The 16,021-nt window shown below is 41.7% G+C and carries 13 protein-coding genes and 2 tRNA genes; 5 read left to right on the forward strand and 10 right to left on the reverse strand.

What is annotated here, in order from left to right:
* Nucleotides 1-72: 72 nt before the first annotated feature.
* Nucleotides 73-2,964, reverse strand: a complete 2,892-nt coding sequence (gene polA, locus R0123_RS04990; RefSeq protein ID WP_323843306.1) for a DNA polymerase I — start codon at nt 2,962-2,964, stop codon at nt 73-75.
* A gap of 169 nt (nt 2,965-3,133) precedes the next feature.
* Between polA and R0123_RS04995 the strand changes: the two genes are divergently transcribed.
* On the forward strand, nt 3,134-4,717 hold the full coding sequence (locus R0123_RS04995) for a peptide chain release factor 3 (RefSeq protein ID WP_323841169.1): 1,584 nt from the start codon (nt 3,134-3,136) through the stop codon (nt 4,715-4,717).
* 111 nt (nt 4,718-4,828) lie between these two features.
* Here R0123_RS04995 and glyS read toward each other — a convergent pair whose 3' ends face one another.
* The 6 genes from glyS to R0123_RS05025 all read right to left on the reverse strand — a co-directional run bounded on the left by glyS (nt 4,829) and on the right by R0123_RS05025 (nt 9,469).
* Nucleotides 4,829-6,910, reverse strand: coding sequence for a glycine--tRNA ligase subunit beta (gene glyS / locus R0123_RS05000; RefSeq protein ID WP_323843307.1), 2,082 nt, complete (start codon nt 6,908-6,910; stop codon nt 4,829-4,831).
* A 39-nt stretch (nt 6,911-6,949) separates the two neighbouring features.
* A complete protein-coding gene (locus R0123_RS05005; protein ID WP_323843308.1) occupies nt 6,950-7,126 on the reverse strand; it encodes a hypothetical protein in 177 nt (58 codons plus the stop codon).
* Nucleotides 7,127-7,187: 61 nt separating this feature from the next.
* Nucleotides 7,188-7,508 carry a type II toxin-antitoxin system RelE/ParE family toxin gene (locus R0123_RS05010; protein ID WP_323843309.1) on the reverse strand — a complete coding sequence of 107 codons (321 nt, stop codon included), beginning with the start codon at nt 7,506-7,508 and terminating at the stop codon, nt 7,188-7,190.
* A complete protein-coding gene (locus R0123_RS05015; protein ID WP_323843310.1) occupies nt 7,498-7,701 on the reverse strand; it encodes a hypothetical protein in 204 nt (67 codons plus the stop codon). Before R0123_RS05015 ends, R0123_RS05010 begins: the two co-directional genes overlap by 11 nt.
* A gap of 227 nt (nt 7,702-7,928) precedes the next feature.
* Nucleotides 7,929-8,861 carry a glycine--tRNA ligase subunit alpha gene (glyQ, locus tag R0123_RS05020; RefSeq protein WP_323843311.1) on the reverse strand — a complete coding sequence of 311 codons (933 nt, stop codon included), beginning with the start codon at nt 8,859-8,861 and terminating at the stop codon, nt 7,929-7,931.
* Between the two features lie 386 nt (nt 8,862-9,247).
* Nucleotides 9,248-9,469, reverse strand: a complete 222-nt coding sequence (locus R0123_RS05025; protein ID WP_323843312.1) for a PspC domain-containing protein — start codon at nt 9,467-9,469, stop codon at nt 9,248-9,250.
* A 286-nt stretch (nt 9,470-9,755) separates the two neighbouring features.
* Here R0123_RS05025 and nadR point away from each other — a divergent pair, with 286 nt between their 5' ends.
* Nucleotides 9,756-10,769: a multifunctional transcriptional regulator/nicotinamide-nucleotide adenylyltransferase/ribosylnicotinamide kinase NadR gene (gene nadR / locus R0123_RS05030; protein WP_323843313.1), complete on the forward strand. Its 1,014-nt coding sequence runs from the start codon at nt 9,756-9,758 to the stop codon at nt 10,767-10,769.
* A 43-nt stretch (nt 10,770-10,812) separates the two neighbouring features.
* The gene (pnuC, locus tag R0123_RS05035) at nt 10,813-11,556 is read left to right on the forward strand and encodes a nicotinamide riboside transporter PnuC (protein ID WP_323841162.1); all 744 of its coding nucleotides are present in this window, start codon (nt 10,813-10,815) and stop codon (nt 11,554-11,556) included.
* 81 nt (nt 11,557-11,637) lie between these two features.
* Here pnuC and pgsA read toward each other — a convergent pair whose 3' ends face one another.
* The gene (gene pgsA / locus R0123_RS05040) at nt 11,638-12,285 is read right to left on the reverse strand and encodes a CDP-diacylglycerol--glycerol-3-phosphate 3-phosphatidyltransferase (RefSeq protein ID WP_323841161.1); all 648 of its coding nucleotides are present in this window, start codon (nt 12,283-12,285) and stop codon (nt 11,638-11,640) included.
* 304 nt (nt 12,286-12,589) lie between these two features.
* On the opposite strand from pgsA, the gene R0123_RS05045 reads away from it, so the two are divergent.
* A tRNA-Gly gene (locus R0123_RS05045) sits at nt 12,590-12,665 on the forward strand.
* 42 nt (nt 12,666-12,707) lie between these two features.
* Nucleotides 12,708-12,783: transfer RNA gene (locus R0123_RS05050), tRNA-Gly, on the forward strand.
* A gap of 209 nt (nt 12,784-12,992) precedes the next feature.
* Here the strand turns inward: R0123_RS05050 and R0123_RS05055 are convergent.
* The gene (locus R0123_RS05055; protein ID WP_323843314.1) at nt 12,993-13,838 is read right to left on the reverse strand and encodes a DUF3025 domain-containing protein; all 846 of its coding nucleotides are present in this window, start codon (nt 13,836-13,838) and stop codon (nt 12,993-12,995) included.
* Between the two features lie 135 nt (nt 13,839-13,973).
* The gene (gene htpG, locus R0123_RS05060) at nt 13,974-15,902 is read right to left on the reverse strand and encodes a molecular chaperone HtpG (protein ID WP_323841159.1); all 1,929 of its coding nucleotides are present in this window, start codon (nt 15,900-15,902) and stop codon (nt 13,974-13,976) included.
* Nucleotides 15,903-16,021 lie beyond the last annotated feature (119 nt).

Raw genomic sequence — 16,021 nt, forward strand, 5'->3', positions numbered from 1 at the left:
TAAACAACTTAAATTAAAATCATGACTATGTAGCCGGCCAACTTTACTCAAGCACTAAGCCTTACCGCATCATCAATGAGCCTTATCCCAGCTGTCTCCTATGCCGATCTCCACCAAAAGTGGTACAGCAAAATCAACATTCCAGCCCAACTCTTTGGCAGTATGAGTAAGAACATTTTGCATTGCCGTTTTGATCATCTTGCCAATTTCTTCTGCTTTATCATCATCTACTTCAAAAACAAGTTCATCATGCACTTGCAATAATAATTTGGCATGGTCTTTTGGCAAAACTTTGTCCACTGCCATCATCGCAAGTTTAATGATCTCAGCCGCCGAACCTTGTAAAGGTGCGTTAATGCTTGCTCTTTGAGCCCCCTGCCTTATCATGGCATTGCTGGCATTAATATCAGGAGTATAAAGCTTACGACCCAATATGGTAGTAACACAACCTGCTGTTTTTGCTTGATTTTTGGTATCTTCCATATAATCATTAATCGCAGGGTAGCGAGCAAAATACCGTTTGATATAATCTTTGGCAACATCATTACTCACGCCCAACTGTTTGGCAAGTCCAAACACGCCCATACCGTATAACAATCCAAAGTTTACCGCCTTAGCTGAGCGTCTCTCGCTGGGCGTTACTTCTGATAAGTCTTTGCCCATAATCTCGGCAGCAGTAGCAGTATGAATGTCTAGATTTTGCTTAAAAGCACTGATTAGGCCTTCATCACCGCTAAAATGAGCCATAAGTCGTAGCTCAATCTGCGAATAGTCCGCTGCCAATATCACACGCCCCTTTGGAGCAATAAAAGCCTCACGAATGAGCCTACCTGTGTCGGTACGAATGGGGATATTTTGCAAGTTCGGATCGCTCGATGACAATCGCCCTGTACTTGTTAATGCCTGATGATAGCTTGTGTGCACCCGCCCATCTTTGTCCGCTGCCTTTGCCAATGCGTCTGTGTAGGTGCTTTTAAGCTTAGATAAGCTACGATGTTCTAGCACAACCTCTACAAGTGGATGCTCAATCTTGGCAAGCACGGCTTCTGAAGTGGAGTACTGCCCTGTTTTGGTCTTTTTTCCACCTTTAACGCCAAGTTTTTCAAATAAAATCTCGCCCAACTGTTTGGGGCTGGCGACATTAAATGACTCTCCTGCTAGGGTGAATGCTTGATTTTCAAGCAGGCTGATTTGATTGTCAAAAGCAAGTGATAATTGGCTCAAAAATTCGGTCTTAATTAAAATACCATCATGCTCCATTTGTGTGAGTATTTGAGCAGTTGGTAGCTCTAATTTATCCAATAAATGCTTGGCGTTATGATCATTTTTTAAATACTCATCAAATACGCTAAATAGGCGATAAGTAATGTCTGCATCTTCACAAGCATAATGGCCTGCCGTTTTTATATCCACTTTATCAAAGGTAATTTGTTTGGCACCTTTGCCTGCCACCTCTTCAAAAGTGGTGGTTTTAACACCCAAATAGTGCTCTGCCAAACTGTCCATATTGTGCCGAGTGGCGACTGAATTGATGACATAGCTGGCCAACATCGTATCCATGTGCCAATTGACCAAATTAATGCCATAATTTTTAAAAATATGTGCATCGTATTTAATGTGCTGACCAATTTTGCCAATGCTCACATCTTCTAAAATGGGTTTGAACTCATTTAGAACAAAATCCCTATCAAGCTGATTTTCTAATAAAATATCAAAATCGCCCGTATGTCCCACAGGAATATAATAAGCTTCGTAATTGGCAGTGGCAACACTTATACCAACCAGCTCTGCTTTTTGCCAATTGATATCAGTGGTTTCAGTATCAATGGCAAAATAAGAAACGGCTTTTAATTGGTGAATGAGCGCCAAAAAATCAGCCTTATTATCAATCATCTGATAAGTGGCTTGTTTAAGCGGCAAGGTTTTGACAGTCAGCTCATGATTGACATCATCATTTATAGGATCTGATGGGTTTGTATTGTCATCTTCAAACAAACCACTCGTCGTGGGCGAATCAGCAACGCTCAGCAAAGCTTTTTGTTCTGCCATTTCTTTTTTAAATTCTAATTGCTCAAATAAAGGATAGAGCTTTTGAGCTCGTTGGGTCTGGATTTGTTTGCTGTTATTTAATCTGATGTCATTAAACGACACAGATAAATCAAGATTGGTGACAATAGTTGCCAGCGTACGATTTAAAGGAATGGTGTTGGCATATTCAGACAAATTTTTACCTACCATGCCTTTGATTTGTGATAAATTGGCCAAAATGCCCTCAATATCGCCGTATTCATTTAACAATTTGCTGGCTGTTTTTTGCCCAACCTTAGGAATGCCTGCGATGCCATCAGACGCATCACCCATGAGTGTAAGATAATCAGCGATTTGAGTATTTGCCACACCAAATTTTTCTATCACGCCCGCCATGTCAGTTACTTTATCTTTAAAGCTGTCTTCCAAAATGACACACTCATTGACAAGCTGTGCCATGTCCTTATCGCCTGTGGATATGACCACAGGATAGCCATGAACACAAGCGGTATGGGCAAGTGTACCGATGATGTCATCGGCTTCGTAGCCATCAATTTTGATCAGTGGTATGCCCAAGCTTTCAATCATCTGATGAATATAAGGAATTTGTACTCGTAAATCTTCATCCATTGGCGGACGATGAGCCTTATAAGCATCTGACAGCACATGGCGAAAAGTAGGAGCTTTGGTATCAAAAGCAACCGCCATGTGCGTAGGTTCATACTTCTTAATCAGCTTATTTAACGCATTTAGTACACCACGAATGGCATTGGTGGGCAATCCGTCTTTGTTGGCGAGTGGTGGCAACCCATGAAAACAACGAAACAAATAATACGAGCCATCCACAAGTATGACTGGCGGTTTATCTTTATCAATTAAAGTTGTATCAAAGGTGGCAAGATTGGGAATGGTGGTGTAATCGGTTAGGTTGGTCATGATATCTGCATTGGTTTTTTTAAATTGAATCTATTATAACCAAAAATCCAATACTTTGGGAAAGTCATTACAAAAAACCAATCCGCAAGCACATCTGTTGGTTAATTATCCCATCAAAACATGATATAATCATAGACTTTATCCACTTTTATTCATATTAATTAGTATCATGACCAACCTCAATCAAGAAATCGCCAAACGCAGAACATTCGCCATCATCTCGCACCCCGATGCAGGTAAAACCACCATGACCGAAAAACTGCTACTTTGGGGGCAGGTTATCCAAAAAGCAGGCGAGGTAAAATCTCGCAAAACTGATAAACACGCCACCTCCGACTGGATGAGCATGGAACAAGAGCGTGGGATTTCTATCACAACCTCAGTCATGCAGTTTCCTTATAAAGACCACATGGTGAACCTGCTAGACACCCCTGGTCATGCTGACTTTTCAGAAGATACTTATCGCACGCTGACCGCTGTGGATTCTGCCTTGATGGTGATTGATGGTGCAAAAGGTGTAGAAGAACGCACCATTAAACTCATGGAAGTTTGTCGTATGCGTGATACGCCCATCATTTCATTTGTGAACAAACTTGACCGTGAAATCCAAAATCCACTCGCTTTACTGGATGAAATTGAAAATGTACTAAAAATCCGCTGCGTGCCCATCACATGGCCGCTTGGCATGGGACAGGATTTTGTGGGGGCGTATCACATCGCCGAAGACAAATTATACATGTATAAAAAAGGACATGGTGGCGAAATCACCGACATAGAGATACGAGATGGCTACGACCATGCTGACATCAAAGAAAGACTTGGGGATTTGGTTTTTAATGAATTTAAAGAAACATTAGAGCTTGCCCAACTGTCTGCCAGCGACTGGAATGAAGAAGATTTCTTAAATGGTAAAATCACACCTGTACTGTTTGGTACAGCCTTGGGCAACTTTGGTGTTAATATGGTGCTAGATGTATTAACACAATACGCCCCTGCACCAAAAGACCACACCGCTGTTGAACGCATCGTCAAGGCAGATGAGCCCAATTTCACAGGGTTTGTTTTTAAAATCCAAGCCAATATGGATCCAAAACACCGAGATCGGGTTGCTTTCATGCGTATATGCTCTGGCAAATATGAAAAAGGCATGAAAATGAACCATGTGCGACTTAATAAAGAGGTGCGAGTATCGGACGCTCTTATGTTCCTAGCAGGCGATCGTGAAAGCCTTTTGGAGGCCTATGCAGGCGATATTATCGGCCTGCACAATCATGGTACAATTCAAATTGGTGATAGTTTTACCGCTGGCGAAACCTTGAATTTTACAGGCATTCCACACTTTGCCCCAGAGCTGTTTCGCCGTGTCGTACTAAAAGACCCGATGAAATCCAAACAATTACAAAAAGGGTTGCAGCAGTTATCTGAAGAAGGTGCAACTCAGGTATTCATGCCTCAAATCAATAATGATCTCATCTTAGGTGCGGTAGGCGTATTGCAATTTGAAGTGGTAGCACATCGTTTGCTAGAAGAATACAAAGTACAATGCAGTTTTGAACCAATTTCCATCGCTACCGTGCGTTGGGTGCACTGCGATGATAAAGTGGCCTTTGAAAAATTTAAGAAAAAAGCTCACGATCAATTGTCTGTAGATGGCGGTGGCTATCTGACTTACCTGGCACCAAGTCGTGTCAATCTGCAACTCATGCAAGAGCGCTATCCTGAGGTAGATTTTCGTGCAACTCGTGAGCACTAAGACCATTGGGCTTAGATAAAACCCTCAATCCTTTGCCTTACTGCCAGTTACCAACAACAAAAGCCCACCAAGTTGATGGGCTTTTGTTGTTGGTGATACTTTGAGAATCAGCTAAAGCACAAGCTCGCCCACATCTGCCACACTCAAAAAAAGCTGACGCACTTGCTTTAATAATGCCAAACGGTTGGCTTTTAAATTCACATCATCGGCATTTACCATCACATTGTCAAAAAACTGCGTCAATGGCGTATCAAGGCTTGCCAGCTCATTTAAAGCACCTTTATAATCCGCCTGTGCAATGCGTGGATTGGTCGCATTTTTGGCATTGACCAAAGCCGTAAACAAGGCTTTTTCGGCAGGCTCTGTCAATAAACGCTCGTCAATGTCCGCCAAAATGCCTTCATCGGCTTTTGCCAAAATGTTCGCCACGCGTTTGTTATTTTGTGCCAGCGTTTTGGCAGACGGTTCATTCTTAAAGCCTTGTACCGCCCAAATACGGTCATCAAAATCAAGGGGCATATGCGGATTGACCGCTTGCACCGCCAAAATCGTATCCACCGCCACGCCCTGCTCTTCGTACATCGCCCGATAGCGTGCATTGATAAATTCCATCACATCGGTAAAGGTTTTGGCAAGATTGGGCAGTTTGTTGCCATAGCCTTTTAGGGCTTGTTCAATGAGTGCCACAAGGTTTAGGGCGATTTTCTTTTCAATCAAAATCCGCAAAATCCCAATGCTGGCTCGGCGTAGGCTAAATGGGTCTTTGGAACCTGTTGGCACTTGCCCAATCCCAAAAATCCCAACCATTGTGTCAAGGCGGTCAGCGAGTGCCAAACACACGCCAATGTCGGTTTTGGGTAAGTCATCGCCTGCAAAGCGGGGTAAATACTGCTCGGCGATACTTTCTGCCACTTCACTTGGCTCATTGTTTAGCCGTGCATAATAAGTGCCTGCAATGCCTTGCAATTCTGGAAATTCGCCCACAAGCGTGCTTGCCAAATCGCATTTTGACAAAAGTCCTGCTCGTGTGGCGTTGTCCACATTGGCGTGGGTTTGGGTAGCGATAAAGGCGGATAATTTGGCAATGCGTTCGCACTTTTCCCAAATCGTGCCTAGTTTGTCTTGAAAAATGCGTGTTTTTAGGTTTTCGGATAAGGCAAACAACGGGCGTTTTTGGTCTTGCAAAAAGAAAAACTGGGCGTCCGCTAGGCGTGGGCGTACCACTTTTTCATTGCCTTTGATGACTTGGCTTTTGTCCTTACTATCAATATTGCTCACAAACACAAAATAAGGCAACAGTTTGCCTGCATTATCAGTCAGACAAAAATATTTTTGGTCGGCTTGCATTGTGCTAATCAATGCCTCTTGTGGCACTTGCAAAAAGCCCTCATCAAAGCTTGCTCGCAAGGCAACAGGATAATCCACAAGGGCGGTAACCTCGTCCAATAAATCCTCTGGCACGATGGCGGTCGCCCCCACTTCATCGGCAAGCTTTTTGACCTGTTCGGTAATCACCGCTTGGCGTTTGGCAAAATCGGCAATCACTTGATGATTTTCAAGCAATTTTTCATAATTATCAGCATTGTCAAGCACAAAAAATGCTGGCGAATGATAGCGGTGTCCACAAGTTTTGTTGTCCGTTTTTAGCCCTTGAATTGTCGCAGGAATTACCACTTCATCACGCATCAAAACCACCCATTTGACAGGTCGCACAAACTCGTGCTTGTCCTCCCCACTTCGCATACGCTTGGCAATGGGTAGCTCATCAAGGGCTTTTTGAATAATTTTTGGCAAAATATCATCCACTTTTTCGCCTTTGACACTCATCTCATAAGCGATATACTCGCCTTTTTTGTCGGACACAGTGATTAAATCGTCTTTGGTCAAGTTAAGACCCGTTGCATTTAGCCCTTGCAAAAAGCCCTGCCCTGCTTTTGTCAGCTCGCCTGCCTCATCAAAACTTGCCTTAATATTGGGGCCTTTTTTGATTTCCATCTTATCAGGCGTAGCGGTCGCCACTTTCAAAATTTGCACCGCCAAACGCCGTGGGGCAGAAAATGTTTTAATCTCATCAAAGGCGATGTTTTGCTCGCCCAAAGATTGGCTAAGATTATCTTGCAAGGCATTTTGCAAGGTTTTGAGTGATTTTGGCGGTAATTCTTCACAGCCAAGTTCAAAAAGAATAGTGTTCATTGTTTGACCTTTTTAATGATAGCTTACAAATTAAGTTTCTTACGATTTTTTTGCTAAGCGTTTTTGTAGAATTTCCAAAAACTCATCAACACTTGACTGTTCTTTTTTGGGTGATTTGATTTGTACGGGTTTAACATTTTCTAAATCATACAAAAACGCTTCAATCGCTTTTTCATCTGTTACCACAAAATTTTTAAAAAATGATGAAGTTGGCATTTTTTAATCTCTCTTATTTAAAAGAAATTTGCATTTTTAACTTAATTGGTTGTAGGAAAAATTACTGGTTCGCATCTGATGATATTTGCAATTTCGTCAATCGCTCACTGGCATTGTCATAAGCCTGATTGCGTTCTCGTTTACCTACCGCCAAAACAAAAACCACCACCGTTTCATCTTCCACTTTATAAACCAAACGATAACCTGATGAACGCAGTTTTATTTTATAACACCCATTTAACTCACCGTGCAGACGATTGTTTTCAATATGCGGATTTTCCAAAACTTTTTCTAGTTTTTTCTTAAACTGCAAGCGAATAGTTTCCCCCAATTTTTTCCATTCTTTAAAAGCCCGCTCATCAAAGTCAAGATTATAACTCATCAAGCGTAACTCTTATGCGTGGAGCAGGATTTCTTAGGCGTTCTTTGGCAAGTGTAATAATATCATTGTCATCATCTTCAAAATAATTGATAAGCAACGATGTGATAATATCAAGCTCGGATTTCCCATTTTGGATTGCCATTGTTTTTAAAGCAGGTTCAATGCTTTTGGGAATGGTAATGGTTAATTGCATTTTTACTCCAATTTTTGGATAGCCGTATTATTGATTAGCGAAACACTTTTTAGAATAGACTTCCTGCGAAACCTTGAAATAAGGAAAACCGTTCGTGGTGAACTTGTCAAACCATAACGGTTTTCCGCCACCCTTCGACAAGCTCAGGGCGAACGGAAAACCTAGTATCGCAGGAAATCTAATTTTTAACATTTTATTAATGCTTGGTTATTTTGGCATTGTTTTGTTCACTCATCACTCTCTTTTGGCAACCACTTCTCCAACGCTTCTTGTCTATGCGCTTCGTCCGCCAATGGAAAGCCCAATTTGGCTCGTGCCACGGTGTAGCTTTCGGCGACTTTTTTTGCCAAAGTGCGTACTCTTAGGATAAATCTTTGGCGTTCGGTAACGCTAATCGCCCCACGAGCATCAAGCAAATTAAAGCTGTGAGACGCTTTTAGCACCATTTCATAGGCAGGCAAAGGCAAATTCACAGCAACCAATCTGTCCGCCTCTTGTTCATAAAAATCAAACAGTTCAAACAGTTTATCCACATCGGCATATTCAAAATTATAAGTAGACTGCTCCACTTCATTTTGGTGGAACACATCGCCATAAGTCACCCGCCCAAACTCGCCGTCCGCCCACACCAAATCATAGACGCTGTCCACGCCTTGAATGTACATCGCCAGCCGTTCAAGCCCATAAGTAATCTCGCCTGTTACAGGAAAGCACGCCAAGCCCCCCACCTGCTGAAAGTAGGTAAACTGGGTAACCTCCATACCGTTTAGCCACACCTCCCAGCCAAGCCCCCACGCCCCAAGCGTAGGACTCTCCCAGTTGTCCTCCACAAAACGCACATCGTGGGTCAGCGTATCAATGCCAAGTGCCTGCAATGACCCCAAATACAGCTCTTGGATATTGTCAGGATTGGGTTTTAGCACCACTTGAAATTGGTAATAATGTTGTAAACGGTTGGGGTTGTCGCCATAACGCCCATCGGTGGGTCGCCGAGACGGCTGAACATAGGCGGCGTGCCATTTTTCGGGCGTTAAGGCTCTTAAAAAAGTGGCGGTGTGAAAAGTCCCTGCCCCCATTTCCATATCATAAGGCTGTAAGATGACACAGCCTTGATTTGCCCAGTAGTTTTGTAATGTTAAGATGATTTGTTGAAAAGTCATGATGAATAATACCTAATAAAAATAATTTATTAAAAAACTCATTAATGTACACAAAAACCGTTGATTTGGCAACTTGTTTTTAATGAAGCAAACAAGACAGCCAAGTTGCACGATCAAACCTTAGCACTAAAAAATATTGATAATAAATAGTGAATAGATTCTAACCATATCTAGCAACACAGCCCCATTTTGTTGATGAGATTTGATTGCAAAAATTCATGTTTTTACATCTTACAGTCAAATATTAATATTGCCCTTAAACACTCAATTTCATAATAAAAAACACGCCTATTTTGAACCGCACCCCAAAAGTTAGACATCAACTTTTGGGGTGCGGTTCATTCATTGGGTGTTTTTATGTAAAGCATTATCAAAGCTTTAATGCTCTAGGCATAAGATGCTGGCGTCGCCTCTGGCATGACAAACCACAAAATAAGATAAGCCAGCATAGCCATCGGCAAGGTAACGCCCGCACTTAAAATAATGACGGCAAAAAACAGCATACGAACCATATTTGGTGACCACCCCAAATATTCAGCAATACCACCCAGCACACCCGCAAAAACACGATACTTAACAGAGCGATGAAGTTTCATCATTTTTTTCATGATATTTTCCTTAGTTAGTGTGTCAGCCCAACAAACAATGACCGATGAGTAATGATTTATGGCTAAGTTTTCTAAATTTCAATAAAAAAGCCTGCCCAGTTTACCAAAGTAACACAATTTTTTTAGGTCAGGCATGTGATGTTAAATTTTGTAACTTCACCCAAAGGTTGTCATGCCTTATTCATATTCGTAATGACGCCTATTGTAATTATTAGAAGCAAGTACTAAAACCGTTCAATAAGTTTGCTATAATACTGTTTCTCCAACCACCAAACTGGATAAAAACATGAAGACAAGCACAGGATTGCTCATTGGGCATTTTGAGCCACTACATTTAGGGCATTTAAGGGACATCAATACTGCCGCAGGTCAATGTGACACCCTACACATCATCATCACGCCAAAGCTAGGCAACAGTCGCTTTCGCCCCACCATGCAGGATAAGGCTCGTTGGGTACAGGTAGCTTGCCAGCACTTTGACTTCATCAAAGTACATACAACAGATGGCCTTCATATAAATGCACTGGGCGATTATGGCAAAACCCTCCACCTTGATGAGCTGATTGTTAAAAAATTGGGCATAGATGATAACAACAATCACCTAAAAATTTTCATCAAAGATGGCGTAAGTTTAGACGAAAAGTTTTCAAAGGTGATTTTGCCAAATTGGGTTTATGATGATGACAAGATTTATCAAAACCCCATCGCACATTTTTATGACATTGCAGCACCTGCCAGACCCAACTATGTGCAGACGGTGTGTATCGTGGGTGGCGAAAGCTCTGGCAAAACAACTTTAGTGCATAAACTGGCAAACCATTATGGTGCAAGCATTGCCCTTGAAATGGGTCGGATATACACATACAGCAATTTAGGTGGCACAGAGCTTGGATTGCAATACAGTGATTATACACCAATTGCCATCAGCCATGCACAAGCGATTTTTGACGCAAAAAAACACGCCACTGCACCGATTGTACTGGTTGATACTGACTTTGCCACAACACAAGCATTTTGCGAAGAGTATGAAAATCGTCCCAATCCTGTGGTAGCCGCACTTAGCAATGACATACGCATGGATTTTACCATTTACCTAGATAATAATGTCGAATGGGTGGCAGATGGCATCAGACGGCTTGGTGGCACCGCTGAGCGTACACGCTTTGCAAATAGAATCTTAGAAATGCTGGCTCGCCATGACATCACACCTTTTGTGATTGATGATGCCGATTATCACGCACGCTACGAACAGGCGATGAAGTTCATTGATGAGAATGTATTGTGCCAAGATGCGGCGTGACCTGACAATATTATAAAAAATAAAAAAAGCGGAGTATGATTGCATGAAAATTGCATTTTTAGACAACATCACAGGCCATGGTGAAAAAGACTGGACAGCACGATGGATCTTAATCTGGTTTACTTTGGGTGCGATGGCGTTATTTACTGGTTTTTGGCAGACGACAGAGCGAGCACCGCTTGATTGGTTCTATTTTGGCGTATCCATCATCGGCCTTTTGTGTGTGGTTGGCTTGTCTTTTCGCAAAAACTTGCTTGGCAATGGGCTTGGTATGGCTGCCACCGCAGGCGAAGTAATTGTACAGGGTACGGCTGGGGCGGTTGGCCTGATGCTTGCACCGATTTTTAACTTTTTTACGCACGCTTATGGCATGATAAATTGGCGTGAACACACCGACAAAAATGGCAACATGACCCCCAAATCTGCCAACAAATACATCTGGGGTATTACCGTCATATTTATTACCATCGGTCTGGCATCATTCCCACATATCAATGAATGGCTCATCAACCAAGGCTACGGTGTGATTGAAGATGATGGCGGTAGGTTTTTGGGCATTGTTAGCTTTTTTTGGATCAATGTCATTGCTTTTGTACTGTCCATCACCGCCCAAGTAACGATGATTTTACGATATTCCTTTAATTGGTGGCTGTGGATTTTGGTCAATATTGTATGGCTGATTGTCAACATCATGTCAGGCAATGTCATTTTTGCCATTCAGACAATGATTTACCAAGTCAATGCCATCATTGGGTTGTATGGCTGGCAGCGAAGCGAAAGCCAATGACTAAACTCTTAATGACTCATTGATGGCAATTAAACCCTAAACCAAATCTCAAATGATGGGTTGTGAGTACTTATTTGATCATTAGGGCTGTTTTAAATATGGCCAAGCCGCTCTTAGATAAATCATCATTGACCACAATGTCAGTAGCACCGCAATCATCATCAACACATAGCCAATGACATCAAGACTTTGCCAATTTAAAAGCAATACAGAGATGGCTATCATCTGAAAAGCTGTTTTTAACTTGCCTACATATGACACCGCCACACTTGTGCGTGCACCAAGCTCTGCCATCCATTCACGCAATGCCGACACCGCAATCTCTCGAGAAATAATAACAATAGCACAAACCGCCATGATGATATTGGCATGCCACTGCACCAAGACAACCAAAGCAGCAGCAACCATCAGTTTATCTGCCACAGGATCTAAAAACCGCCCAAATGCTGATGTGATGTTGAGTTTGCGTGCCAAATAACCGTCTAGCCAATCCGTAATCGCCGCCAAAATGAACAAAAAAGCCAATAAAAAATGACGAAGCATACTGTCACTGTATTCAAGCATACCAAGGCGTGCAATCGCATTGTTGGTGATGGCTGGTACGCCAATCCCAAGTGCAGGCGGCCAATAAGCAATGGCAATAAACAGCGGAATCATTGCGATGCGTGCGATGGTCAAGTTATTTGGCAAATTAAAAATTGTGTGCTTGGCTTGGCTTGGCTTGGTCATGGTGGTTTTATTTTGACTTAAAATCAATAAAATTAGCAATTATCAATGATGATTTTAGAGATTCTTAGATGTTTGGATAATTACTGTATCATTGTACTGTATACTGTATGATACCTTAATTTTGCTATTTTTTGGCGATTATTTGTGTGCTTTAAACAAACTTTTTCAAAATTTTTAAAAAAAGTTTGAAAAAATGGTAAATTTTTCAAAAATTTTGAAAAAAAATATTGACACCTGCTAAAAAATCTATATAATACGCTCCCATGCAATGATGTATGTCATCTTAAATCAAAGATGAAAAATTGCGGGAATAGCTCAGTTGGTAGAGCACAACCTTGCCAAGGTTGGGGTCGCGAGTTCGAATCTCGTTTCCCGCTCCAAGTTTTCAAATACACATTGAATACCAAAACATATGACCATATGCGGGAATAGCTCAGTTGGTAGAGCACAACCTTGCCAAGGTTGGGGTCGCGAGTTCGAATCTCGTTTCCCGCTCCAAATTTTAAAGTCCAATTCAAAAGAATTGGGCTTTTTATTCATTCAATTTTTTTTACATTGACTACTGTTCAAATGCCATCATTTAACATGAACTGATGATTGTTACGGGTCGTTTTCTGCCCAACCCACCCGACTATGGGTTTGAATTTAATAAGCTTTTTTGACACCCTCTTTGCATATTAATAGATGTTTTATTCATCAACACACCATCACGCCTTTCTGCCTCTTCTAAACACAAATTCATCTTCATAAAACGACAGACTTGCATTATCCCAAAAGAACGGTACGCCCAAAATTGGTAGTGGAGACAAATCTTTTGGTGTTGCTCTATCAACCAACCAATCACCCAATTCTTTGCTTAGCCTATCATCAAGGTCAGTTAATTTTTCAGTCAAACTTTTGGCAAAAAAATCATCACCAACCTTGATAATCCAAGTATGACTACACAGAGGCTTTCTAGGATTGATGAGCTGTTCAAGCAAGGCATGGCCAAAAATAAAAGCTTGTGCTTTGTCATCATCTTTTGGTTGGGTGGGATTACACCAAAACCGCCTTGGGGCAACCAAAGTATTGTGCCAATCAAAATCTCTTAAAGACTTGCCAATATTTTCATCACTCACCACCAAAATCGCTCCATTTTCATCAAATACCGTAATGGCATCACGCACACGATTTCTTAAGCCCTTATCGCCATTATTTGCCATTTCACGAAGATGCACATGATTTAGGATCGCTTTTGATTTGGGAAACACTGACCAAATACACGCACCAAACCAGTCGTGTAAGTTATTTCTGGTAGGAATGTGTGCTGTGGCAAAAATATGCCTTTCATAAGCTGTGCCATGCGGCAAATCATCTTGGCTGACAAAATATAGCGGTCTATTTGTACCATACAAGGCTGGTGCGATGTGGTTTTTGGCAAAATAATCATTCAGCCAATCAGCCAGCTCGCCTGTATGCTTGCACTCACTAAAAGCATGATGAATGTGTGCATAAGGCTCCAGCCAAGGTGCTGATCGGTCAATGGTTGCAAATAGGATAGAAAAATCACTCATAAGAAAAAATAGCTTAATTTTTGGTTTATTTTACAACTTTTTAATGTTTTACGCATGAATTTATATAATACATCAACCCACGAGCAATAAAAAAACGCCCAAAGGCTGAGCGTTTTTTTATGGATATCAACAAAATCATTTAAGCAACAACTTATTGATGCGTTTTAAATAGCCTGCTGGGTCATCAAGCTGACCACCATCAGCAAGCAAGGCTTGATCAAAGATGACCTGTGCCAAGTCATCAAAATCACCATCATCTTCCAAGCGAGTGATGAGTGGGTGCGTCGGATTAATCTCCAAAGTCGGCTTGATATCAGGCACGGCCTGCCCCATCGCCTTTAACATTTGTACCATTTGTGGAGACAACTCACCATCTGCCACCACAAGACAAGCTGGACTATCCACCAAACGACTAGACACTCGTACATCTTTGGTTCGTTCGCCAAGTACAGATTTGAGGCGTTCAACCACAGGTTTTAGGCTCTCTTCTTGTTGCTTGACTGCTTCTTTTTCAGATTCGTCAGTCAGGTCGCCCAAATCCACCGCCCCTTTGGCAATATTTTGCATTGGCGTACCATCAAACTCGGTCAAAAAGTTCATCGCCCACTCATCGACTTTTGAGGTCATTAGTATCACCTCAATGCCTTTTTTATTAAACAATTCAAGTTGCGGAGAATTTTTGGCACTTGCCATATTGTCAGCAGTCAGATAATAAATTGCCTTTTGCCCATCTTTCATGCGTGCCTTGTAGTCTGCCAAACTTGTGGCAATCTGGCTGTTTGTGGTGGTGGCATAGCGAAGCAGCTTGGCAATTCGCTCTTGGTTTGGTACATCTTCCCCCAAGCCTTCTTTTAATACATCGCCAAATTCGGCATAAAATGCTTTGTATTTGTCTTGCTTTTCTGCATCTTCAGAATTGGCCAAACTCGCCAATAGCGTTAAAATACGGCGGGCATTCCCATCACGAATTGCCTTAACATCTTTGCTTTCTTGTAAAATCTCACGGCTAACATTCAGCGGTAAATCCTGACTGTCAATCACACCTTTGACAAAACGCAAATACATCGGTAGTAATTGCTCGGCATCGTCCATAATAAAGACACGCTTAACATAGAGTTTAAGTCCACGCTGCTGCTCTCGTGCATACAAATCCATCGGTGCCTTAGATGGAATATAAAGCAGCTGCGTATACTGCACACGCCCCTCAACTCGATTGTGCGTCCATGTCAGCGGATTGGCAAAGTCATAACTTAATGTCTTATAAAATTCATGATATTCATCAGTAGTAATGTCATTTGTAGGGCGTGTCCATAGTGCCGATGCTTTATTAATTGTTTCGTATTCCTCTGTTAAAACATACTGCCCCTTGCCCGCCATAACTTCGCCATTTTCATCTAGCTCATCTTGCCATTCTTGCTTACGCATTTGGATTGGCAGGCTAATGTGATCAGAGTACTTATTAATCAGCGATTGAATTTTATGGCGATCCAAATAGTTTTGCTCGCCTTGTACATACTCATCTTTTAGATGTAATGTAATCGCTGTACCGTGCGTGTCTTTGTTAATGATTTCTGTGGTGAATTGCCCTGTACCGTTTGATATCCAGCGTACGCCTTGATTGGTTGGCTCGCCCGCCTTACGACTTTCCACAACGATTTTATCCGCAACAATAAAGCCAGAATAAAAACCCACACCAAACTGACCAATTAACGCACCGTCTTTTTTGTCGCCATCAGATAATTTGTCCAAAAAAGCTTTTGTGCCCGACTTGGCAATCGTACCTAAATTGTCAATCGCATCAGCTTCGTTCATGCCAATGCCATTATCACTGATGGTCAATGTCTTGGCAACAGAATCAATATCAATTTTTACTTTCAGTTCACTGTCATTTTCATACAGACTGTCATCACTGGTTGCCAAAAAGCGTAATTTATCACAAGCATCTGACGCATTAGACACAAGCTCACGCACAAAAATATCAGCATTGGAATACAACGAATGCGTTACCAAATGCAACAACTGTTCAACTTCGGTTTCAAAATGATGCTGGGTAGGATTGGACATGATTTCTCCTTGATTGATAAAATGACCAATTGATAAAATAGCCAATTGATAAAATAATAATGTTGAAAAAATAAGGATACTTTAAAAATTTTCAAGACATCTTACTCAATCCATATTCT

Source organism: Moraxella sp. Pampa, from assembly GCF_035181385.1.
Lineage (GTDB): Bacteria > Pseudomonadota > Gammaproteobacteria > Pseudomonadales > Moraxellaceae > Moraxella.